General features: G+C 58.4%; 23 protein-coding genes. 12 read left to right on the forward strand and 11 right to left on the reverse strand.

The genetic code is table 11. The features are described from left to right. Window positions 1-7: 7 nt before the first annotated feature. Both JSY17_RS11810 and JSY17_RS11815 read right to left on the reverse strand, forming a co-directional pair. Window positions 8-235, reverse strand: a complete 228-nt coding sequence (locus tag JSY17_RS11810) for a DUF1161 domain-containing protein (RefSeq protein WP_122371089.1) — start codon at window positions 233-235, stop codon at window positions 8-10. Window positions 236-378: 143 nt separating this feature from the next. Then, window positions 379-594 carry a dodecin gene (locus JSY17_RS11815; RefSeq protein ID WP_117184746.1) on the reverse strand — a complete coding sequence of 72 codons (216 nt, stop codon included), beginning with the start codon at window positions 592-594 and terminating at the stop codon, window positions 379-381. Between the two features lie 165 nt (window positions 595-759). On the opposite strand from JSY17_RS11815, the gene JSY17_RS11820 reads away from it, so the two are divergent. Continuing rightward, the gene (locus JSY17_RS11820) at window positions 760-1,086 is read left to right on the forward strand and encodes a DUF883 family protein (protein WP_117163865.1); all 327 of its coding nucleotides are present in this window, start codon (window positions 760-762) and stop codon (window positions 1,084-1,086) included. Here the strand turns inward: JSY17_RS11820 and JSY17_RS11825 are convergent, their stop codons facing one another. Continuing rightward, window positions 1,087-1,995: a LysR family transcriptional regulator gene (locus tag JSY17_RS11825; RefSeq protein ID WP_206401786.1), complete on the reverse strand. Its 909-nt coding sequence runs from the start codon at window positions 1,993-1,995 to the stop codon at window positions 1,087-1,089. It abuts the gene before it with no gap. 128 nt (window positions 1,996-2,123) lie between these two features. Here JSY17_RS11825 and trpB point away from each other — a divergent pair, with 128 nt between their 5' ends. From trpB to JSY17_RS11860, 7 genes are all read left to right on the forward strand, one after another. Then, window positions 2,124-3,353 (forward strand): tryptophan synthase subunit beta, encoded by a 1,230-nt coding sequence (gene trpB, locus JSY17_RS11830; protein ID WP_117180555.1) that lies wholly within the window; start codon window positions 2,124-2,126, stop codon window positions 3,351-3,353. Beyond that, window positions 3,350-4,162 carry a tryptophan synthase subunit alpha gene (gene trpA, locus JSY17_RS11835; protein WP_206401787.1) on the forward strand — a complete coding sequence of 271 codons (813 nt, stop codon included), beginning with the start codon at window positions 3,350-3,352 and terminating at the stop codon, window positions 4,160-4,162. The genes trpB and trpA overlap by 4 nt, the downstream gene beginning before the upstream one ends. Before the next feature lie 123 nt (window positions 4,163-4,285). Further along, complete coding sequence (locus JSY17_RS11840) at window positions 4,286-4,771, forward strand: anti-virulence regulator CigR family protein (RefSeq protein ID WP_206401788.1); 486 nt, start codon at window positions 4,286-4,288, stop codon at window positions 4,769-4,771. 150 nt (window positions 4,772-4,921) lie between these two features. Next, window positions 4,922-5,668, forward strand: a complete 747-nt coding sequence (locus JSY17_RS11845) for a 2OG-Fe dioxygenase family protein (protein WP_206401789.1) — start codon at window positions 4,922-4,924, stop codon at window positions 5,666-5,668. Window positions 5,669-5,687: 19 nt separating this feature from the next. Beyond that, window positions 5,688-6,107: a GNAT family N-acetyltransferase gene (locus JSY17_RS11850; protein WP_263943185.1), complete on the forward strand. Its 420-nt coding sequence runs from the start codon at window positions 5,688-5,690 to the stop codon at window positions 6,105-6,107. A 23-nt stretch (window positions 6,108-6,130) separates the two neighbouring features. After that, a complete protein-coding gene (locus JSY17_RS11855; RefSeq protein WP_117180675.1) occupies window positions 6,131-6,820 on the forward strand; it encodes an AzlC family ABC transporter permease in 690 nt (229 codons plus the stop codon). Further along, entirely contained in the window at window positions 6,799-7,116 is a 318-nt protein-coding gene (locus JSY17_RS11860; protein ID WP_117163858.1) for an AzlD domain-containing protein, read from the forward strand. The genes JSY17_RS11855 and JSY17_RS11860 overlap by 22 nt, the downstream gene beginning before the upstream one ends. Here the strand turns inward: JSY17_RS11860 and JSY17_RS11865 are convergent. From JSY17_RS11865 to JSY17_RS11875, 3 genes are all read right to left on the reverse strand, one after another. Then, a complete protein-coding gene (locus tag JSY17_RS11865) occupies window positions 7,033-7,956 on the reverse strand; it encodes a LysR family transcriptional regulator (protein ID WP_117180550.1) in 924 nt (307 codons plus the stop codon). The two genes, JSY17_RS11860 and JSY17_RS11865, sit on opposite strands and share 84 nt — an antisense overlap. A 165-nt stretch (window positions 7,957-8,121) precedes the next feature. Next, window positions 8,122-8,454 carry a DOPA 4,5-dioxygenase family protein gene (locus JSY17_RS11870; protein WP_117163856.1) on the reverse strand — a complete coding sequence of 111 codons (333 nt, stop codon included), beginning with the start codon at window positions 8,452-8,454 and terminating at the stop codon, window positions 8,122-8,124. A 51-nt stretch (window positions 8,455-8,505) separates the two neighbouring features. Beyond that, window positions 8,506-9,456 (reverse strand): choline sulfate utilization transcriptional regulator, encoded by a 951-nt coding sequence (locus JSY17_RS11875; RefSeq protein ID WP_206401791.1) that lies wholly within the window; start codon window positions 9,454-9,456, stop codon window positions 8,506-8,508. A 115-nt stretch (window positions 9,457-9,571) separates the two neighbouring features. Between JSY17_RS11875 and betC the strand changes: the two genes are divergently transcribed. From betC to JSY17_RS11895, 4 genes are all read left to right on the forward strand, one after another. Then, entirely contained in the window at window positions 9,572-11,077 is a 1,506-nt protein-coding gene (gene betC / locus JSY17_RS11880) for a choline-sulfatase (RefSeq protein WP_206401792.1), read from the forward strand. Window positions 11,078-11,115: 38 nt separating this feature from the next. Beyond that, window positions 11,116-12,042 carry a choline ABC transporter substrate-binding protein gene (locus JSY17_RS11885; RefSeq protein WP_206401794.1) on the forward strand — a complete coding sequence of 309 codons (927 nt, stop codon included), beginning with the start codon at window positions 11,116-11,118 and terminating at the stop codon, window positions 12,040-12,042. Window positions 12,043-12,590: 548 nt separating this feature from the next. Next, window positions 12,591-13,922: a glutamate/aspartate:proton symporter GltP gene (gene gltP / locus JSY17_RS11890; RefSeq protein WP_025257864.1), complete on the forward strand. Its 1,332-nt coding sequence runs from the start codon at window positions 12,591-12,593 to the stop codon at window positions 13,920-13,922. A gap of 121 nt (window positions 13,923-14,043) precedes the next feature. Continuing rightward, a complete protein-coding gene (locus JSY17_RS11895) occupies window positions 14,044-15,285 on the forward strand; it encodes a nucleoside recognition domain-containing protein (protein WP_206401795.1) in 1,242 nt (413 codons plus the stop codon). A 4-nt stretch (window positions 15,286-15,289) separates the two neighbouring features. Here the strand turns inward: JSY17_RS11895 and JSY17_RS11900 are convergent, their stop codons facing one another. The 5 genes from JSY17_RS11900 to JSY17_RS11920 all read right to left on the reverse strand — a co-directional run bounded on the left by JSY17_RS11900 (window position 15,290) and on the right by JSY17_RS11920 (window position 22,791). After that, window positions 15,290-16,465, reverse strand: coding sequence for a DUF5924 family protein (locus JSY17_RS11900; RefSeq protein ID WP_206401796.1), 1,176 nt, complete (start codon window positions 16,463-16,465; stop codon window positions 15,290-15,292). Between the two features lie 82 nt (window positions 16,466-16,547). Further along, complete coding sequence (locus tag JSY17_RS11905) at window positions 16,548-17,927, reverse strand: M16 family metallopeptidase (protein ID WP_201012600.1); 1,380 nt, start codon at window positions 17,925-17,927, stop codon at window positions 16,548-16,550. A 57-nt stretch (window positions 17,928-17,984) separates the two neighbouring features. Next, window positions 17,985-19,637: a Na/Pi cotransporter family protein gene (locus tag JSY17_RS11910; protein ID WP_117180544.1), complete on the reverse strand. Its 1,653-nt coding sequence runs from the start codon at window positions 19,635-19,637 to the stop codon at window positions 17,985-17,987. Between the two features lie 228 nt (window positions 19,638-19,865). After that, window positions 19,866-21,131: an NHL repeat-containing protein gene (locus JSY17_RS11915; protein WP_206401797.1), complete on the reverse strand. Its 1,266-nt coding sequence runs from the start codon at window positions 21,129-21,131 to the stop codon at window positions 19,866-19,868. A gap of 352 nt (window positions 21,132-21,483) precedes the next feature. Further along, window positions 21,484-22,791, reverse strand: a complete 1,308-nt coding sequence (locus JSY17_RS11920) for a CitMHS family transporter (protein ID WP_117163846.1) — start codon at window positions 22,789-22,791, stop codon at window positions 21,484-21,486. Window positions 22,792-22,798 lie beyond the last annotated feature (7 nt).

A 22,798-nucleotide genomic window follows, 5' to 3' on the forward strand; every position in this document is an offset into this window, starting at 1 on the left:
ACCCGGATCAGTTGCGCGAATAGATAATCTTGTGGGTGCCGACTTCGCAGGAGCCGACGACTTTCTGATCCATCTTCACATCTGCGTTTGGAACGATCTGCAGGGTGTAGGACTTGACATTGAGCGACTGGAGCTTCGCATCAATATACGCTTTCAGCTCTTCGCAACTCCTGCCCGCCGCCATGGTGTTTCCTGCAAGGCTCAGCAAACCTGCTACCAATAGAAACTTCTTCATCAATGACACTCTCCCTCGTGATGACAAACGCAGGCACTCCAAATGAAGCGCTCAATGGCAACCGCCACGCATTGATGCGTGGCAGCGGTCTCTATCTGTAGCGGAATTTATGGCAAACGGCCAGTTAAAAGGGTCAGAACCTGTCAGCTATTTGCAATGCGAAACCCTACCTTGAGGGTGACCTGATAATGCGCAACCTTGCCGTTTTCGATGTGCCCGCGGGTTTCGGTCACCTCGAACCATTCCAGGTGCTGAAGGCTCTTGCCGGCCTCTGCAATCGCATTGTTGATGGCATCTTCAATACTGGTAGTAGACGAGCCAACCAGCTCGATCTTCTTGTAGGTATGGTGATCACTCATGGCGGTTCTCCTTGTTAGCCTCAGAGGCGCAGCAATGGCGGCGCACATTGGTTCTGTCAGGAAAAGGCAGAGAAAAGTTCAGCACTTCGCATAAATACCATCGCACTTTCCAAAAAGCCTGGAGTCGGAAACAACACACCTACTCATCACAGCAGGAGAAATACCATGGCTAGCAATTCACTTCGTAAAGCCTCGTTGCAAAGCATGGAAGCGGAGATCGAGAGCCTTCTCAAGTCTTTGGAAAGCCTCAAAGGTGATGCTTCCGAGGAGTCGCGCAAGACGCTGAAAAGCCTCAAGACCAATGCTGAAAATGCATTGAGCCATTCGCGTCATCTGCTCAGCGATCTCTACGAGGACGTGAAGGTCAAGACCCGTGAAAACGCCATTGCCACTCGTGACTACGCTCAGGAACATCCCTGGACCACCGCGGGTGTTGCAGTCGGGGCTATCGGCCTGCTTGCTGCCTACCTGCTGATCAAACGCGGCGACTGATCATTTTCTGATCGGCTCGATGGAGCGCTCCAGCTCGTTTTTCAACCATTGAGCCAGTTGCTGTGCCCGACCGTCTGCGGCGCGTCGGGGCACCCAGAGTGCAAGTCGCGCCGGGGTTTCGCTGAAGCCCCAGGGTGCCGCCAGGCGCCCGGCCCGCAGGTCATCCGTGACCAGTGGTTCGGGCGCAATGGCAATCCCCAGGCCCGCCACCGCTGCCTCCAGCAAATAATACAAATGCTCGAACCCCTGACCGTAACGCAGTGCCTGCGGATCGATCCCGTGATGTTGTGCCCAGCTTGGCCAGGCTTGCGGGCGTGATGTGGTTTGCAGCAGCGCCTCACTCAACAGCGCCTGGGCGGGAGCCTGTCGCAATGCCTCGAAACGGCTGAAGCGTGGACTCAGCACCGGGCCGATACGTTCGCTGGCCAACTCGAAAACCTGCATGTCTGCCGGCCATGGCGGCTCGGCAAAGACCAGCAGCGCATCCAGACCGGGGCGACGCGGGTCCAGATCGCCCTCGCCCGCCGAGAGGTGCAGGCGCAGGTCCGGCAACTCGGCATTCAGGCGGCCCAGGCGCGGAATGAACCAGCGCGCCAGCAAGCTGCCGGAGCAGCCCAGTACGAAGGGCGCATCCGCGCCACCCTGACTCAGTTCGGCACACACATCGCGCAGGCGGTCGAAGGCTTCGCCGCTGACCTCGCGCAGACGCATCCCGGCATCTGTGAGTTTCAGGCCGCGCCCGTCCTTGCCGAACAGGCTGACGCCCAAGTGTTCCTCCAGGGCTTTCAACTGGCGACTGACTGCGCCGTGTGTCACATGCAGCTGTTCCGCTGCCTGACTGACGCTGCCCAGTCGGGCAGTGGCTTCAAAAGCGCGCAAGGCGTTGAGGGGAGGAAGGTCGCGGCTCATGGTATCTGTGAGTTTTCCTGACAGGTTGTGGCGATCTTATCGGTTTTCATCCGGGCGTGCGCTGGTTAAAGTGAGCTCATTGCCGATCCGGCTCAATCCATTCGCCCAAGACTGCCACTGGAGCCCCCATGACCCAGACCAACTATCGCAGCGGTCCCGACGCCAACGGCCTGTTCGGCTCATTCGGCGGCCGCTACGTGGCTGAAACCCTCATGCCACTGGTGCTTGACCTGAACCGTGAGTACGAAGCCGCCAAGGCCGACCCTGAGTTCGCCGAGCAACTGGCTTACTTCCAGCGCGACTATGTCGGTCGTCCGAACCCGCTGTATTTCGCAGAGCGTCTGACCGAGTCCTGCGGGGGCGCAAAAATCTACTTCAAGCGTGAAGAGCTGAACCACACCGGCGCGCACAAGATCAACAACTGCATCGGCCAGATCCTGCTGGCCAAGCGCATGGGCAAGAAGCGTCTGATCGCGGAAACCGGCGCAGGCATGCACGGCGTTGCCACGGCCACAGTCGCTGCCCGCTTCGGCCTGCCTTGCGTGATCTACATGGGCGCCACCGATATCGAGCGCCAGCAGGCCAACGTGTTCCGCATGAAGCTGCTGGGTGCCGAAATCGTACCGGTCACTTCCGGCACCGGCACCCTCAAAGACGCCATGAACGAAGCCCTGCGTGACTGGGTGACCAACGTCGAAGACACCTTCTACCTGATCGGCACTGTGGCCGGTCCACACCCTTATCCGGCGATGGTCCGTGATTTCCAGTCGATCATCGGCAAGGAAACCAAGGCTCAGATGCACGAGAAGGAAGGACGTCTGCCTGACAGTCTGGTGGCTTGCGTGGGCGGTGGTTCCAACGCCATGGGTCTGTTCCATCCATTCCTCGATGATGCCAGCGTGCAAATCATTGGTGTCGAGGCCGGTGGTCACGGCATTGACACCGACAAGCACGCAGCCAGCCTCAATGGTGGCGTTCCCGGCGTATTGCATGGCAACCGCACTTACCTGCTGCAGAACGAAGACGGCCAGATCGCGGACGCCCACTCGATTTCCGCCGGCCTGGACTACCCGGGCATCGGTCCGGAGCACGCTTACCTGCATGAAGTGAAGCGCGCCGAGTACGTCAGCATCACCGACGAAGAGGCACTGGAAGCCTTTCACGCCTGCTGCCGTCTCGAAGGCATCATTCCCGCACTGGAAACTGCCCACGCACTGGCCGAAGCCATCAAGCGTGCCGCCACCCTGAGCAGTGACCATCTGATGGTCGTGTGCTTCTCCGGTCGCGGTGACAAAGACATGCAAACCGTAATGAGCCACATGGCCGCCGCTGAACAGAACCAGGAGAAGTCGGTATGAGCCGTCTTGAGCAACGTTTCGCCCAGCTGAAAACCGAAGGCCGTGCGGCACTGGTGACTTTTATCACCGCTGGCGATCCTGGCTATGACACTTCCCTGAAAGTCCTCAAAGGGCTGCCAGCGGCTGGCGCTGACGTGATCGAACTGGGCATGCCCTTCACCGATCCGATGGCCGACGGTGTCGCGATTCAACTGGCGACCCTGCGCGCCCTGGACGCCGGCCAGACTCTGCTGAAAACCCTGCAGATGGTCAGCGAGTTCCGCGTCGAAGACCAGGCCACACCTATCGTGCTGATGGGTTACTACAACCCGATTCACCGTTTTGGTGTGGACGCTTTTGTCGCTGCTGCCAAGGATGCCGGTGTGGACGGTCTGATCATCGTCGACCTGCCGCCCGAGCACGATGCCGAGCTGGCTACGCCTGCCCAGGCTTCGGGTATCGATTTCATTCGCCTGACCACGCCAACCACCGATGACGCACGTCTGCCACGTGTGCTGGAGCGCAGTTCCGGTTTCGTCTACTACGTGTCCGTCGCCGGTGTGACCGGTGCCGGTTCGGCCACCACCGAGCATGTCACCGAAGCCATTGCACGCCTGCGTCGCCATACCAGCCTGCCCATCAGTGTCGGTTTCGGCATTCGTACGCCTGAACAGGCTGCTGCCATCGCGCGTCTGGCCGATGGCGTGGTGGTCGGTTCGGCGCTGGTGGACAAGATCGCCACAGCCAAATCGCCCGACGAGGCTGTAGACGAGGTGCTGAGCCTTTGCGCCGCGTTGGCCAAAGGGGTGCGTCAGGCTCGTCACGCCTGAAGGTAAAGTTCCTGATACAGAGGAATCAATACGCCATTAGCTATTCTATGTAGCGAGACACAAGGGTTCATGACCACGGTCCTGAACCCTTTTTTGAGCCATTGAATGCTGAGGTAAACCTTCATGAAACTGCCAAACCGTTTTATTGCCGGTCTGGGTATTCTGTTGATCGGTGCCAGTCCGCTGCTGCAGGCCGCACCACCGGATCAGCGCGATGGTCGTGATGACAATCGGGGTGGTCAGCATCAAGGTCCGCAGAACAATGGCGGTCCCGGCGATCGTGGTAATGGCGGCAACAAAGGTAATGGCAATCCGGGCCATCAGGATAAGCGTGGCGGCACTCGTCCTCCTCAGGACTTCGGCCAGGTTCGCCAGACCTTCCAGCAACATCGTGATGTGATCGGGCGAGGCCAGCCGCTGCCGCCGGGTATACATATCGTCAAGGGCAAACCACTTCCGCCCGGCTATGGCAAACGTCTGGATGCCCGCTCGTTGCAATACCTGCCGCGCTATGACGGTTACGAATGGCGTCGCTTGGGCACCGACGTGGTCTTGATCGCAGTGGGCACAGGTATCGTCTACGCTATCCTCGATGGCGTACTGAATTGATTCAGTAGCACAGGCGAAACGGGCTGCCTGCTGGTGACGGCAGCCCTTCGGGGTCATCAATCAGGGCTTGATATGCCTGAAATTCTTTTTCATGGAACTATCTGCCGTGACGTCTAAATTAGGCGCTCACCGTAGAAAAGGACCCTGAAAATGCTTGTCTTGAACAAGGAAGTTGGCCACTCGCTACAACGTGACAAGTTTGCAAATGTTCTAGGCAGCGATTTTAGTCTGTACGGTCATTTCGCCGATTTCATCCGGCTCACCAAGAGCTGGGAGAACATGGAAGAAGACAAGTACTACGGGCAGGCCGATTCAGGCATGCGGTTTCGCCGCTATAGCGACTTTGAGTACAACCCCGTCACTCGCGACCTGCGCCAACTCGAACATCGTGCCTATGTCCAGTCCACCGCTCATAACCGCTACGTTGGCGGCCTGGAGCGGCATTTTCAGGACTTTTCCGAAGAGGTTATCGCCTCGCCTGTGGTGCGCAGCCTTATAGACCTGGATTTTGAAGTCTATAAGCACGTACTGCCGCCGGAACTGCACAACAAGGTCTGGCAGTGTCAGATCCATCAGATCCGTATCGAGATCAAACCGGGCAAGACGCTGGAAATCACTCCCGAAGGCATCCATTGCGATGGCTATCCTTTCAGCGGCGTGCACTTCTGGGGCAAGCAGAACGTCGAGGGTGCCCAGAGCCGGCTGTACAACACCAAGGAAGAACAACTGTCGGCACTCACCTACGATGAAGTGCTGGACACCACGTTCTTCCTGGACCGGGAAATGCGCCATTACGTAACGCCTGCGAGCAATCGCGACCCGCACAAAATGGCCTATCGTCAGATCATGGCTATTTCATTTTCCTTGCCGGGGACGTCTTTTGACATTGTTCGCTGAAAATCTCGAACCCGCAGAAATTGCCCTTCTCAAACGAGCGACTTATCAGGATGCCGCGCTGCTTGAGAACTTTTTCCGCTCTTTCAAGGAAGTCGCTTTCTGCCAATGGCAGGACACCAAATGTCTGCAGCGAATCCTGACCCGCGAAACCACCATCGCCTATCTGGCCAAGGATGCCAAAGGTGATGTCGTCGGTGCGGTCATGGGGGGCGTACTGGGGACTCGCGGGACCATCAATCATCTGGCGGTCAGTCCTGAATCTCGTGGTCAGGGCGTCGGACAGTGTCTGGTGGATGCTGCCACCGCGGACATGAAACGTCTCAATGTGCGACGCATGTTCCTGTTCGTCGACGGCGATAATCTGGTGGGGCGCAATTTCTGGAACAGCCTGGGTTTTCATGAGCCCAAAGGCGAAATCACTTGCGAGAAAGACCTTTGAGCAAGCTATCGATCGATCAAACCATGTCGGCTCCCAAGCAGAAGTCCAGTGCATTCGCTGAAGCCAGCCCGGTCGTGGCCGGCTACTTTGCCGTTGCCTTCGTGTTCGGGCTCATGGCGATCAACGCGGGCTTTCCGCTCTGGTTGCCGGTCGCGATGTGCCTGTTCGTCTATGCCGGTGCTTCGCAGTTCGCCGCTCTGGCGCTGCTGAGCGCGGGGGCTTCGTTGCCGACGATCATCCTCACGACGTTCCTGATCAATGCCCGGCACATGCTGATGTCGGTGTACATGGCCAAGGCCTTGCGCCCCCTGAAACTGACGCGTCTGGAGCGTTTCTGCTATGGCGCAGAACTGACCGACGAGTCGTTCGCATTCCACAGTGTACGGCTCGGCAAGGACCAGCCTGTCACGGCCCGTTATCTGATCGGCTTCAACCTCTACTGCCATACGGCGTGGGTGGCCGGTGGTCTGATCGGTGCCTTGTGCGCGCAGTATGCGGCGCATCTGGTGAGCTACAAACTCGACTACGCCTTGAGCGCCATGATGCTCTACGTGCTGGTTTCGCTGTGCGATACCCGCAAGAAGCTCATTGCAGCAATGGTGGCCGTGGTTGCCATGGGCGGGCTCAGCCTGCTGGGCGATTCCGCCTTCAATGTATTTATTGCCACACTTCTGGGTTGCGGGGCCGGACTATGTCTGAACAAACGTTCCTGATTCTGGCGGTGGCGGCGATGGTCGCCGTCACGCTGCTGCCACGCACCCTGCCGTTGCAGGTCAATACCGAGCACTGGCCGGACTTTATCGCCAAGGCGCTGGAATACCTGCCTGTGGCGATCGTTGCCGCCATTACCGTCACCCCGCTGCTGATCAAGAACCAGCAACTGCAACTGGACCGCCCCGAGTTTCTTGCCGCGATCCCGACGCTGTTATGCGCATACCTGAGCAGGAATCTGTTTCTCAGTGTGGCGCTGGGTGTGGCGGCCTACATTGCTATCAGTGCTGTCCTGTAATGCGGTGTGAACCACGTAATTCAGGGCCTGGCACGACAGGCTCGAATTGTTCACCACCAGATGCACCTCCAGCGAGTCCTCGAAGCCAGGCACGATGGTCAGGCCACTGTGTTCGGCAACGCTTCTGGATACCAAGCCAATGCCGTCCAGTTGCCTGATCAAAGAGAGCGTCAGGGTCTCGCTGCCCGAGTACACAATGCTCGGCGGCTTGCCTTTCTTGGGCGTGCCGCCGGCAATGAAGCGCTGGAAGCTGTCCGAGTACGGGCAATTGCTGCTGGGGCGAACCTGGAGTTTTTCATTGAGCGCAGACAGCGGTGTATCTTTCGGGCCGCAATGCACGCCCACGACCTGGACTTGCACGAAGGGCAGCAGAACGCTGGGCCTTATGGATTGCGGTCCGATCAGCACTGCCATATCGAAGCTCTCGTGATTGAGCTTGCTCAGGTTCTCTACCGATTCGGCGTAGCTGAACTCCAGCTGGCAGTCGTCGAACGCCTCGATCATGCGCGCCACGATGCAGCGATTGACCTCGCTCGACAAGGTGCTGTTGAGCGCCACCCGCAGGATTCGCGAGGACGACACATTGAGCGCGGCAACCTTGTTGTCCAGTTGCCGGGAAGCCTCCAGCACCTGTTCCATATAGGGCTCGAGTTCCTGGCCCGCACTGGTCAGGGTCAGGCCCTTGTTGGAGCGCTTGAAAAGCTTGAAGCCAAACTGCGCTTCGACCTTGTTCAATTGCGCGGCCAGCGCCTGGACACTGAGGCAGCAGATTTCGGACGCGGCGGTCAGAGAGCCGCACTGGGCGACTTGCATGAGATTTTTCAGAGTGCGAATGTCCATGTGATGACCTCTCCACGGGATAGCGCTATTGGATTCAAACATTACCGACAAACCACTGCTGAAGCCATTTGCCTGAAGTGGAAGTCACCCTTCCATGATCTGGAACATCTTCACTGCTTATAGCGGAGCAGGTCATACGCAGTCCGTGTCTCCACGAGCTGTGGTTCAGGCCTTGAATATGGAGACATCCAGAGGCCGGATTTCTCCCATCCAGATGGCGTGTTCGGTGTGATCCTTCAACTCATCGCCCGTGAGCGGGTGTACAAAGACCACCAGATCGTTTCGATTGAGCGCCAGCCACAGCATCACATCGGCAAACTGCGAGTGCCCGAATGCCAGTTGGCAGCTCCAGTCCGGATGCGGCCCTACCAGTCGCTCATGAACCCTGCCCATTTGCACGTCGAACTTTGCTGTGGCGGCTTCGCACAAGGCCCGTGCCTGTCCGATAGTCTGTGCGTCGAAATAAATGTGGGCGTGATAGCCCTGGACATCCTGCATTGCCCAGCCCTCCCTGATCCAATATGGCTCCCAGTTATCCACAGATCAGGATCAAACCGCAATCGATGGTAGCGGTTTGCCACTTAATGAGTCGCCACTGAGCGCCTGTTCGCTGGCCAGCCAGTCGACAAACTGTTGCACGACCTGCAGCCGTCGCTTGCGCTGGGGCAGGATCACGTAATAACCGCAGGCGGAAATCGCCGTGGCTGCGATGGGTCGGCACAGCAATCCCTGATCCAGCAGGTCGTCCACCAGATGCCGCCAGCCAATGGCAACCCCCTGCCCGGCGATGGCGGCCTGGATCAGCAGCGTGTAATTGTCGAAGCGCAACTGTCCGGGGGCCGGTGCCTGAGGAATATTGAGCGCCCGGAATACGCCGGCCCAGTCGAACCAGTTGTTGTTGCCTTCGCTACGCAAATGCAACAGCGCAAACTCTCGCAGCGCCTCATTGGGCAAAGGCGTCGCCCGACCGGCAAGCAGTTGCGGACTGCACACCGGAAATACCTCTTCGCTGAACAGCCAGCGGCTTTCACCCTGCTTGAAGCGCCCGTCCCCGAACAACACCGCCACATCGATATCGGCGCTGAGCATGCTGTGGCTGCGCTCGCTGGTCACCAGACTGACATCCACATCCGGGTGATGCTTGTGGAAGCGATGCAGACGCGGCATCAGCCAATAGGAGGCAAATGCAAAGTCGGTCGCCACCTGCAGCACTTCGTTCTGGCGCCGCTCGGTAATCGCGACCAGTCCGCTTTCGATGGACTGCAAGCCACTCTGCACATGGCTGAAGAGGATTTCCCCGGCTTCGGTCAGCTCGATCCCGCGATAGATCCGATTGAACAGACGAATCGCCAATTGTTCTTCCAGGCGCTTTATCTGCTGGCTGACCGCAGGCTGGGTCGTTTCCAGCTCCATGGCAGCGGCCGTGAAACTGCGCAGGCGGGCCGCTGCTTCAAAGGCTCGCAGCAGGTCCAGAGACAGGTCACCGAGGGCTTCAAACATAAGCTGTGCTTATCCTAGGCATTGTTTTGTGTGGGCTTTACCGCAAATCTGCATGTCTTCATCCTCGAATACAGCATTTTTTGTATAACCGCCAACTATGGGATGTAGCGATTACATGAAGCGCAAAAATATTCTGTTCATCATGGCCGATCAAATGGCCGCGCCAATGTTGCCGTTCTACGCACCGTCTCCTGTGAAAATGCCTAACTTGAGTCGCCTGGCTGCCGAAGGCGTGGTGTTCGACTCCGCCTACTGCAACAGTCCCTTGTGTGCGCCCTCGCGTTTTACACTGGTCAGTGGCCAGCTCCCGAGCAGGATCGGTGCCTATGACAATGCCGCGGATTTTCCTGCGGACATCCCGACTTATGCCCACTACTTGCGTGGCCTGGGCTACAAGACCGCGCTGGCGGGCAAGATGCATTTCTGCGGCCCGGACCAGTTGCATGGCTACGAAGAGCGGCTGACCAGCGATATCTATCCGGCCGACTATGGCTGGGCGGTGAACTGGGACGAACCGGATGTGCGCCCGAGCTGGTATCACAACATGTCGTCGGTACTTCAGGCCGGGCCGTGCGTGCGCACCAACCAGCTGGATTTCGATGAAGAAGTGGTGTTCAAGGCACAGCAATACTTGTTCGATCATGTTCGTCAGGACGGTGACGCACCGTTTTGCCTGACCGTTTCCATGACTCATCCTCACGACCCGTACACCATCCCCAAACGCTACTGGGATCTGTACCGCGACGAAGACATCCCGCTGCCAGTAGCCCACGCCGATCAGGAAACGCTGGACCCTCACTCGCAGCGCCTGCTCAAGGTTTATGACCTGTGGGACAAGCCTCTGCCGGTGGACAAGATCCGCGATGCCCGTCGCGCCTACTTCGGTGCCTGCAGCTATATAGACGATAACGTCGGCAAACTGCTGCAGACCCTCGAAGAAACGGGGCTGGCCGAAGACACCATCATTGTGTTTTCGGGTGACCACGGCGACATGCTGGGCGAGCGCGGCCTCTGGTACAAAATGCACTGGTTCGAGATGTCGGCGCGGGTGCCGCTGCTGGTTTACGCGCCGGGGCAGTTCAAGGCGGGCCGCGTCAGTGCTTCGGTGTCCACCGCCGACCTGCTGCCGACCTTTGTCGATCTGGCTGAAGGCCAACTGGACACTGGGCTGCCGCTGGACGGGCGTTCTCTGTTGCCGCATCTGCAAGGCGCAGGCGGCCACGACGAGGTATTCGGCGAATACATGGCCGAAGGCACCACCAGTCCCTTGATGATGATTCGTCGGGGCGCCTACAAATTCATCTACTCGGAACAGGACCCGTGCCTATTGTTCGATGTGGAAAACGATCCAAAGGAACAGGAAGAACTGAGCCAGTCGCCTGTCCATCAACAGATATTCAATGATTTTCTGGCCGAAGCCCGTGCCAGATGGGACATACCGGCGATACACCACCAGGTGCTCGCCAGCCAGCGTCGTCGGCGTTTCGTCGCCCGCACACTGGCCATCGGCAAGCTGAAGAGTTGGGATCACCAGCCACTGGTAGACGCCAGTCAGCAGTACATGCGCAACCATATTGATCTGGACGATCTGGAGCGCAAGGCACGTTATCCACAACCTTGAACCCTGCCATCACCGAGAAAACCAAAAGGGTCATATCCATGAATAAGTTATCCACAGCACTGGCAGTCGGTGTCATGACGTTCTGCAGCCTGGCGGTGCATGCCGCTGACCAGAGTTGCAGCACGGTAAGAATGGCCGATCCTGGCTGGAGTGACATTGCTGCCACCAACGCCATTACCGGGTTGCTGCTTGATGGCCTGGGTTACAAGGCCAAGGTCGATACCCTGGCGGTGCCGATTGCCTTCGGTGGCCTCAAGGACGGTCAGCTGGATGTGTTTCTGGGTAACTGGATGCCGGCGCAACAGGGTTTCTACGACAAGTTCGTGGCCACCGGCGACGTGACCCAGTTGGCCAAGAACCTGCAAGGTACTGAATTCACCCTGGCCGTACCCGACTATGTCTGGGATGCCGGCGTGCATGATTTTGCCGACCTGAACAAATTCGCCGACAAGTTCAGCAAGAAAATCTACGGCATCGGCTCCGGCGCGCCGGCCAACCTGTCGCTACAGGAAATCATCAAGAAAGACGAATTCGGGCTGGGCGACTGGAAACTGGTGGAGTCCAGCGAACAGGCCATGCTGGCCGAAGTGAACCGCAACGTCAGGAGGAAAGCCTTTGTCGTCTTCCTGGGCTGGACGCCGCACCCGATGAACGTGCAGATCAAGGGCATGCGCTATCTCAAGGGCGGCGAGAAATACTTCGGTGAAACCGGTTCGGTCTACACCCTGACCCGCAAGGGCTACGCAGAGGCCTGCCCGAATGTGGGCAAACTGCTGACCAACCTGAGTTTCACCCTGGAAATGGAAAACAGCATCATGGCCGAGGTGGCGAATAAAAAAGTCAGCAATGCCGAGGCTGCCAAAGCCTGGATCAAGGCCAACCCGGCGGTTCTGGACAAGTGGCTCGATGGCGTGAAGACCATCGATGACAAGGAGGGATTGGCAGCGGTAAAAGCCAAGCTGTAAGAGCACGCTTCAGAAAACGGTATCGAGCTATCCAATCGAGTGTGCAAGTGCCTGCGCGCTCATTCTATCGGTCAAATATGTTGCTGAATGTATGACCGAGAACCATCGACCCAGCCAGCCTCTGGCTGGGTTTTCCCCTGCCGATACGGCCTCTTTCACTGCACTGCGACGACCGTCGATCCAATAAATTGCGATGGAATTGCTCCGGGCATTCCATTGCGTCATGCCGTTCCCGAACCATCCCCTTGCCATGCTGGAAGCGACGTTCTAGCCACTTGTGGGGGCAATACGGACAACTCATTTGTGTCGTTATTAGATACGAATTCTCGTTTTCGTATGCCGATTTGGCATGAGGTAGTCGTTTATGGCATTAGACGTACCAGAGTGCCATGGGAATAGTTGCGCCTTTTTTCACCTGCTATAGAGCGCTATTGCTCGTTTGCAGGGACCTTTTCTGGGCGTTTCCGGTTTCGACACTGTCTCTGGAAAAAACAGTTTCAGCATGTCGGTTCTGGATATGTTCAGCCACTAAAAACAAGGGTAATTGAATGAAGAAGGCAAAGCTGAGTCTGGCCTGGCAGATTCTGATTGGACTGGTACTGGGGATTGCCCTCGGTGCGTTGCTCAACCACTTCAGTGCCGAGAAGGCCTGGTGGATCAGTAATATCCTGCAACCAGCAGGCGATATCTTCATTCGTCTTATCAAAATGATCGTGATCCCGATCGTGATTGCCTCGCTGATCGTCGGTATCGCCGGTGTGGGCGACGCGAAGAAGCTGGGTCGCATCGGTCTCAAGACCATCATTTACTTCGAAGTCGTCACCACCATCGCGATTCTGGTCGGTCTGGTTCTGGCCAACGTGTTCCAGCCGGGTGCGGGCATCGACATGAGCACTCTGGGCACGGTCGATATCTCGAAGTACCAGCAGACCACTGCCGAGGTTCAGCACGATCACGCCTTCATCGCGACGATCCTCAACCTGATCCCTTCCAACATTTTCGCCGCCATGGCGCGTGGCGAAATGCTGCCGATCATCTTCTTCTCGGTGCTGTTCGGTCTGGGTCTTTCCAGCCTGCAGGCCGAAGTACGTGATCCGCTGGTGAAAATGTTCCAGGGCGTCTCGGAAACCATGTTCAAAGTCACCCACATGATCATGAACTACGCCCCGATCGGCGTATTCGCTCTGATCTCGGTGACAGTCGCCAACTTCGGTTTCGCGTCCCTGCTGCCGCTAGCCAAGCTGGTGATCCTGGTTTACGTGGCCATCGCCTTCTTCGCTTTCGTGGTACTGGGTCTGATCGCTCGCATGTTCGGCTTCTCGATCATGAAGCTGATCCGCATCTTCAAGGACGAGCTGATCCTGGCCTACTCCACCGCCAGTTCCGAAACGGTCCTGCCGCGTGTGATCCAGAAGATGGAAGCCTACGGCGCGCCGAAAGCCATCTGCAGCTTCGTGGTACCGACCGGCTACTCGTTCAACCTCGACGGCTCGACTCTGTACCAGAGCATCGCGGCCATCTTCATTGCCCAACTGTACGGTATCGATCTGTCGGTCGGCGCGCAGATGATGCTGGTGCTGACCCTGATGGTCACCTCCAAGGGCATCGCCGGCGTTCCGGGCGTTTCCTTCGTGGTACTGCTGGCCACTCTGGGCAGCGCCGGTATTCCGCTGGAAGGTCTGGCGTTCATCGCCGGTGTCGACCGCATCATGGACATGGCGCGTACTGCCCTGAACGTGATCGGTAACGCCCTGGCGGTATTGGTTATCGCGCGTTGGGAAGGCATGTACGACGAAGCCAAGGGCCAGCGCTACTGGAACTCCCTGCCGCACTGGCGCAGCAAGGACCCGGTTCCTGCCGCTACTCCGCTTGCTGACTGATCGCTGATCGGTTGCACCGACAAACCCCGGACTTTCCGGGGTTTGTCGTATCTGGCGCTACGGATTTCCCTCAGGCTCGCCCCGCCGTTATCATCCCCGCATCTTGTGAAGGACGTATCCGATGCTCAATGGCTTGTGGCTTGGTTTTTTTGTCGTTGCGTGCGTGTCTGCCATGGGGCAATGGCTGATTGGGGGCAACGCCGGTATTTTTGCCGCGATGGTCGAGAGCATCTTTGCGATGGCCAAGCTTTCGGTCGAAGTGATGGTGCTGCTGTTCGGCACGCTCACGCTCTGGCTGGGCTTTCTGCGGATTGCCGAAAAGGCCGGGATTGTCGACTGGCTGGCCAAGGTGCTGGGGCCGCTGTTTCTGCGCCTGATGCCGGAAGTGCCGCCGGGCCATCCCGCACTGGGCCTGATTACCCTCAACTTCGCTGCCAACGCCCTGGGCCTGGATAACGCCGCCACGCCCATCGGCCTCAAGGCGATGCGCTCGCTGCAGGAACTGAATCCCAGCCAGACCGCCGCCAGTAACGCGCAGATCCTGTTTCTGGTGCTCAATGCTTCGTCCCTGACATTGCTGCCAGTGACGATCTTCATGTATCGCGCCCAGCAAGGCGCACCGGACCCGACGCTGGTATTCCTGCCTATTCTGCTGGCCACCAGCGTATCGACCATCGTGGGACTGCTGTCGGTGGCGTTCATGCAGCGTCTGCGCCTGTGGGACCCGGTGGTGCTGGCCTATCTGATTCCGGGCGCGCTGCTGCTCGGTGGCTTCATGGCTTTTCTGGGCACGCTGTCGGCGGCGGCCCTGGCCGGTCTGTCTTCCATCCTCGGTAATCTGACCCTGTTCGGCCTGATCATGCTGTTCATGATCATTGGTGCGCTGCGCAAGGTGCAGGTCTATGAGGCCTTTGTCGACGGTGCCAAGGAAGGGTTCGACGTTGCGAAGAACCTGTTGCCCTATCTGGTGGCTATGCTGTGTGCGGTAGGCGTATTGCGGGCTTCCGGTGCGCTGGATTTCGGTCTGGAAGGTATCCGCCATCTGGTGGAATGGCTGGGTTGGGACACACGCTTCGTCGATGCGCTGCCGACCGCCATGGTCAAACCTTTCTCCGGCAGTGCGGCACGGGCGCTGTTGATCGAAACCATGCAGACCCAGGGTGTGGACAGCTTTGCCGCGCTGGCTGCCGCCACGATTCAGGGCAGCACCGAAACCACCTTCTACGTGCTGGCGGTGTATTTCGGCGCGGTGGGCATCCAGAGGGTTCGGCATGCGGTGGGCTGCGCCCTGCTGGCCGAGTTCTCGGGTGTCGTTGCTGCCATTCTGGTCTGCTACTGGTTCTTCGGCGCTACCGCGACCTGATTCGTCATTGCTCAGCCGGTGCTTCGGGTGCCGGCTCTGATGCGGGTTTCTCAGGTTGCGGTTCGCTCTTTTGCTCTGGAGCCGGTTGTGCTGCAGGCTCTTCATCATCGCCGCCCGGTTTGAGCTTGATCAGCCTGCCTGTTGGTCGTGTGACTGCCGGTTGATCGGTATCGGTGACTTCAAAGCGCAGCACGCCGATCATTTGCCCGTCTTCTGTGAGCACCCTGATCTGCCAGCGCCCGACCACGTCCTTGGGGAAGTTCTGCTTGTGGGTCCAGGCGCGATAGCCTTCCTTGCGTCCGCCATGGATATCCAGCGCGATGCGGTCCACTTCTTCGCCGTTCCGTCGCCAGACATGGTAGATACGCTCTTCCAGACCACGCGGGGCGTTGATGGCGGTATAGGCGTACAAGCCGTCGCGGCGCAGCTGTGTGGCGCTTATCTGCCTGATGCTCTCGCCCGGTGTGCGGTTCTTGTTGTCGAAGTCGGTGCTGACGGCGACCTCGGTCAGCCACAAGGTCGCAGGCGGCACCCAGGAGCGCAGCAACCAGCCAGCGCTGCCCACCGCCAGCGTCACAACGATGACCGCCACGCCGCGCCGCCAGGTATTGATCGGAAAGCTTGAGGCCAGACTGGGGAACGACAGCAGCATGGCGATACCCAGCGCCAGTTTGTAACTCTGCGAAGTGGTCAGGTTGAGAATGATGGGCAGTGCCGTGAGCAGTGCCGCGAACAGCGTCAATGTGTGCAGGGCCATGAACAGCCAGCGCCGTGGTGCCAGCCATTTGTAGTACAGCGGATCGATGATCGAGATCAGCCCCGCTGCGCCCAGCAAGGCCGTGAACACCAGTTGCCCGCTGTTCCAGGTCGTGGTGATGATGAAGAACGGCAATACGAAAAACAGGCTTTCCTGATGGATCAACTGCGTACCGTAACGCAGCAGACCCTGGGGGATTTCCCGACCGAACTTCTTGCTTAACAGTTGCACCACGCTGTTTTCGATCATCAGCCACAGCCAGCTGATCAGCATGACAACCGCGATCCAGGTCGCCAGTCCGGCCTGACGGTCCACCAGAATGAAACTGGCGATCCCGGAGATGAAACCACCTGCCGCAATGACCCCCGGGTAGCGTCTTATCAAGCTCAGGGTGCGAGTTACGTAGGCGTTCCAGTCAGGCATTTTGGCACTTCACTTTCATCGGCGTTAAAACCCCGGCAGCATATCAATGCCAAGATCTGTGTAAATACCGCTCTGACAGCGATCATTTGCGCGCACGTCTGCGCACTCGCCAGAACACCAGCAACCCGATCAGCCCGACAACCAGCGCAGCCAGCCCATACAAGTCGTCATAGCTCAGCAATGATTTTTCGACCCGCCAGTAACCGGGCTTGGCCAGTAACTGGCGCATGGCGTGATTGGCGGTGTCCAGGCTTACGGCCCTGATGCGTTTGACCGGGTCGGCAAAGCGCCCGTTTTCATAGTCATTGAGTGCGCTCCAGTAATAGTCGGCCAGCGCACTGTTGCCTTGCACTGCCCAGGCCTGTCGGGCGATGGCGGCCTGTTGCAGACGGGCGAAGGTGGCCGGTTGCATGCCTTCCTTGTTCAGTCGCTTGAGCAGATTGCGGATGCTTTGCTCGGCCTCATTGATGTCACCGCGTTCAAGATCGGCATTGAGGCTCATGAAGCCGACCTCCCCGAACACTTCACGATCCGCCGACGGCCCATAGGACAGGCCATGCTTGAGGCGTAGTTCCGTGTAGAGCGCCCAGTCCAGATAAGCCTCGACCAGCTCCCATGTCTCGTCGTGCTGCTTCTCGAGCTGCGGTTCGGTGAAGGTCAGGTGCAGGCGTGCGCCCTCGCCCAGCAAACCACGGATCAGGGTGCTCGAGGCCTGGGCCGTGCCATTGCTTTCTGCCAGCGGTGGATGCTCGATAGGATCGGTGGGATTGAGTTGCCCGTAGGTGCGTTCCAGATAGCTGGGCAGCAACCGGTCGAGGTCGCCCACCACGATCAACGTCATATTGTTGGGGGCGTACCAGCTTGCGAAGACATCCTCGACCTGCTCGAGGGTAATGTCGTCCACCTGAGGGCGCTCGGCACATTTGAGACCCAGCTCCATCGCCAACTGGCTGCTTGCGCCACTGTTGGACTCACGACGATCGAGCAGGCGCTGCAGGTGGGAAAAGTGGCCGCCGTCTTCGCGCTCGACGATGCGTTTGACCTCATCGAAGCGGCTTTGCAGCAGTTCGGTGTTGGTCAGAACCTCCAGCAGCAGATCCAGAACCTTGCGCTGATTGCTGGCTGGAGCCTCGATCACGAAGGTGGTGTCGGTGTTGCTGGTGAACGCATTCCATTCGCCACCCAGGGCTTGCATGCGCTCTTCGAGGCCGCCTTCGCCGCTGTCGTCGGTGCCGCTGAACAACAAATGTTCCAGCAGGTGCGGCAGTTCCTTGTCCTGACAGGCGAAGTCATCGAAGCCTATGCCGACCACCAGCCGAATCGCCACATGACCTTTTTCGTAGCCCGGTTTGAGCAGGACTTGCAGGCCGTTGGGTAACAGATAGCCCTCGACCTGAAGACGATCAAGGGCCAGCGAAGGGAGAGAACTCAGAAGCAGACAAGCGAACAGCAGGCAACGCATAAAGCAGCTTTCCTTGCGGGCCGGTATGTTTAACAGACTTCGCGCTGCCTGGTACGTTCACACCGATTGCTCTTGAATACTCTCGCTCGACAAGGCTCCGGTATCGGCTGTTCCCAGCACGGCATAAGCGCTGCTGCAGAATAGCGAGTTGAGGCGTTTCATGTCAGCGATGAGCTCAAGGTGCAGCGAACTGGTTTCGATGCTCTGCACGACCTTGCGTTGCAGGCGGCTGACATGGGCATGGGCCAGACGCCGCTCCAACGCCCTGAAACGGCGCTTTTCCCTGAGTAACTGGCGGGCGCTTTCTTCGTCCGAACTGAGAAAGACCGACAGGCCGAGGCGCAGGTTGGACTGTAGCTGGACATGCAGATCGGCCAGTTCTTCCAGACCGACTTCCGAGAACGTGCGGCGCTGGGAGGTCTTCTGCTGCTGGATCTTGCGCAGCATGCGTTCGATCAGGTCGCTGGCCAGCTCCAGGTTGATGGTCAGCTCGATGATTTCCGCCCAGCGACGGTTGTCGTGTTCGCCCAGTTCTTCACGGGGCATCTGCGCCAGATACAGCTTGATCGCGCTGTAGAGCGCTTCCACGTCATCGTTCAGGCGGCGGACTTCCTGAGTGACAGCCGTTTGCGTGCCCTTCAGTACCGCAAGCATCGAGCCCAGCATGCTTTCGATCAGGTCGCCCATGCGCAGGGTTTCACGCACGGCATTGGCCAGCGCCAGACTGGGTGTCGACAAGGCTGCGAGATCCAGATGCCGTGCTTTGGCCGGGCCGTTGGTTTCGGCCTGATAAGGCAGCAAGGCGGCGCACAGGCGTGCCATCGGGCCGACGGTGGGCAGCATCAGCAGGCAGCGCGCGGTGTTGTAGATCAGATGAAAGCCGATGACCAGTTCCTGAGATCTGAAGCCCAGGGAAGAAAGCCAGTGCACCAGCGGGTCGAGCACCGGAATGATCAGCAACAGCCCCAGCAGCTTGTAAAGCAGGCTGCCCAGCGCCACTTGCCGACCGGCAACGTTCTGCATGCTGGTACTGAGAAAGGCCAGCAGGCCGCTACCGATATTGGCGCCGATCACCAGACCGATCGCGACCGGCAAGCCGATGACATCGGCCCCTGCCAGTGTGGCGGTCAGCAATACCGCCGCCAGACTGGAATAGGAAATCAGCGCGAACAGAGCGCCGACCAGTGCATCGAGCATCAGGTCGCCGGTCAGTGAGGCGAACAGCACCTTTACCCCGGAGGCCTGGGTGATGGGCGCAGTTGCACTGACGATCAGTTCCAGCGCGAGCACGATCAGGCCCAGGCCTATGGCGACCCGACCCAACTGGCCGGCGCGTGTCTGCTTGCGCGACAGGAAGAAAATCACGCCCAGGAAAATCAGCAGCGGTGAAAGCCAGGACAGATCGAGGGTCAGTACCCGCGACATCAGTGCCGTCCCCACATCGGCTCCCAGCATGATTGCCAGTGCCGGTGTCAGGCTCATCAAACCCTGGCCCACGAACGACGTCACCAGCATGGCGGTGGCGTTGCTGCTCTGGACCATGGCAGTCACCAGAATGCCTGCGATAAACGCGAGCGGTCGTTTGGACATGTTCTCGCTGAGGACGCGGCGCAACTGGGCACCATATACGCGAAGAATTCCGGTGCGCACGATATGCGTGCCCCAGATCAACAGGGCCACGGCGGATAACAAATCGAGCAGGGTCAGCATACTGAGAGCCCCCTGGGATCAGCCCCATTCAGGGCGAAGGATTGAAGGTGCAGCGTGTAGCGAGCGGAAAATTTTTATGACGCTCTACTAAAGCTTGTAGTCGGCCTTTGGCCTTGTCGCCAGCATCGCACAGGTACTGATTCATTGAAATAAAACTGTCATAAATCAATGAGAACCCGTCGGAGCAACGGGCATGCGCTCTGACGGGTTCTGCCGTTTCAGGGAATATCAGCTTCCCATATAGCGAGCGACAATTTTCTCGCCGCTGTTGCCCATTGCGGTGGCGACGATTTTCCCATCGGGCTGCCTGAGCAGACTGTTGCTTTCCCTGCCGGAATATTCCCACCAGCCCGAATTTCCATAAGACGCGTCCGGAGTGCCATCCAGACGATAGCGGGCTAATGCGATATTGCCCATATCACCCAGCAGCACAATGCCGTCGCCGTCGGAGACAAGATCCTTGAGGAGCAACTTGTGACCACTGGTGCCCAGTTTTACCTCTACGGCGTTACCGCCGTTGAAACCTGTGTCCCAAGCGCCATCGGTCGTCAAACCCCGTAGTACGGCGCTCCATGGGCTAAGGCCGCTGAAGTTACGTTTGTTGGCACCCACGATAAGGCCATTTGTTCCATGAAGTGCGATTGCCGTGATGTGCCCGCCTTCCAGCCCGTCTATGAGCCGATATCCTGCGGAACCGAACGTCCGATCAAGCTCGCCATTTGACAGATAACGGGCAACGTATCCTGTATGTTCCGGGGTGTTTTCCATCTGACCGGCCAGCAGGATGCTTCCGTCCTCAAGAACCAGATGCTGATCTACGATATTTTGCGGGGGCTTCGGATACAGGTAGCCCTTGTCCGCGAAAGTATTGTCCAGCGAACCGTCAGCATTCATGCGACCGAGCACGCTGAATTTGGTGGCCCCATCGTTTCTGTTCGCCTGAGTGACTCCAGAGAAGACGATCTTTCCATCCGGCAAGGGCGTGATTTTGAAGCTGAAGAGTTCATAGGCAGTATCGGGTGGTCCGCCCGCGGGCTGAGTCTTCTCGGGGTCGGGAGATTTCGGAGGCGGGAAATCGAAAAAAACGACGCCGTTTTCACCGAATCCGGTATCGATTTCGCCGGTAACGAGATGGCGTGCAAGCGCGGGTTTATGCTCTGCCAGTGGTTCTTCCTTGTAAAAGCCAGAGATCAGAATCTTGCCGTCCCGGGTATAAGCCGGCACTCCGGCGGCTGCCGTTTTACCGGGTTTGAATTGACCGGTGACCATGCCGTCCCGGCCGAACTGCGGAACGGGTTGACCGTTCTCCGTCAGCCGGGCAATGGCGTAGACATCGCCTTGCCCTCGACCGGCAACGATGGTGCCCCCGTCGGGGCCAGATACGATCCCGGCGATGGAGAAGGAGCCGTAAACGTCGTTGGAAAAAGTAAAAATGCCGTCGGTGCCAAACGACGGGTCCAGACTGCCAGCGGAGCGAGCATTGGAAGTGTCCATTTCGAGGTATCTCCTTGTTAGGTTGATATGGACGCAATCACACTGGTCGCTGGATGACAATAAACAGAACGTGTGGTCGCCCATCGCATACAGAGTGCAATAGGGCCAAGGTCCCGGCTACTGACAGAAATGACAGCCATGAAGCAGGGGCGCGGCCTGCTTGAAGCCCCATGGGGATAACCCGTTCATGGCCATGGATTGACGTTGCAGTGGGTAATGAGCTGACGCTTTACGACATTTGCAGTCGAGCCCGCATTGCACAGGCACTGGTCAATCGAGATAAGGTTTTTGCAAATCATATGGCTGGTGTCTCGCGGCCAGCGATCAGGCTGGCCGCGAGGCGAATCGCTCTTTAAACGCTGCTGACCAGTGGGAAAATACCCATCATCAGAGCCGCGATCAGGATGCAGATACAGACCAGGATCGCCCATTTCAGAGTGAAACGCTGGTGATCGCCGAAGTCGATACCGGCCAGTGCCACCAGCAGATAGGTCGATGGAACCAGCGGGCTGAGCAGGTGAACCGGCTGGCCGACAATCGAGGCACGAGCCATTTCCACCGGCGTGATGCCGTAATGTGCTGCCGCTTCCGAGAGTACCGGCAATACGCCGAAGTAGAACGCATCGTTGGACATGAAGAAGGTGAACGGCATGCTCGCCAGCGCAGTGATGACCGCCAGATAAGGTCCCATGGCTTCAGGGATCACAGCCAGCAGGCTTTTGGACATGGCGTCGACCATGCCGGTGCCGGTCAGGATGCCGGTGAAGATACCGGCGGCGAAGATCAGGCCGACCACCGACAGAACGCTACCGGCGTGCGCCGCAACACGGTCTTTCTGGTCCTGGAGTTTCGGGTAGTTGATGATCATCGCGATACTGAACGCGATCATGAACAGTACTGGCAGAGGCAGTAGGCTCATCATCAGGGCAACCATCAGCGCCAGAGTCAGGGCACCGTTGAACCAGATCATCTTCGGACGACGGGCATCGGGGAACTGTGAAACGCTGATTTCGCTGTGATCGATTTCATCGCCTTGCAGGTGCAGCTCACCCAGACGGGCACGCTCACGCTTGCCGTAGAAGTAGGCAATCACCAGGATCGCGACCACACCGGCCAGCATGGCAGGGATCATCGGTACGAAAATATCCGAAGCATCGACATGCAAGGCGCTGGCTGCGCGAGCGGTCGGGCCGCCCCATGGGGTCATGTTCATCACGCCGCCGGCCAGAATGATCAGGCCTGCCATGATGCGCGGGCTCATGCCGACACGGCTGTAGAGCGGCAGCATGGCGGCGACGCAGATCATGTAAGTGGTCGCTCCGTCACCGTCCAGGGAAACCACCAGCGCCAGTACGGCAGTGCCGACCGAAATGCGCATCGGGTCGCCTTTCACCATTTTCAGGATCTTGCGCACGGCCGGGTCGAACAGGCCCGAGTCGATCATCAGGGCGAAGTAGAGAATCGCGAACATCAGCATGACGCCGGTAGGTGCCAGCTTGGTGATGCCAGCCAGCATCATGGGGCCGATCTGCGGGCCGAAGCCGCCGAACAGGGCAAAAATGATCGGAACGATGATCAGGGCAATAAGCGCGGTCATGCGTTTGCTCATGATCAGGTACATGAACGCAATAACCATGGCGAAGCCAAGGAAAGTCAGCATAGAAATA

The sequence above is a fragment of the Pseudomonas capsici genome (genome assembly GCF_017165765.1).
Classification (GTDB): domain Bacteria; phylum Pseudomonadota; class Gammaproteobacteria; order Pseudomonadales; family Pseudomonadaceae; genus Aquipseudomonas; species Aquipseudomonas capsici.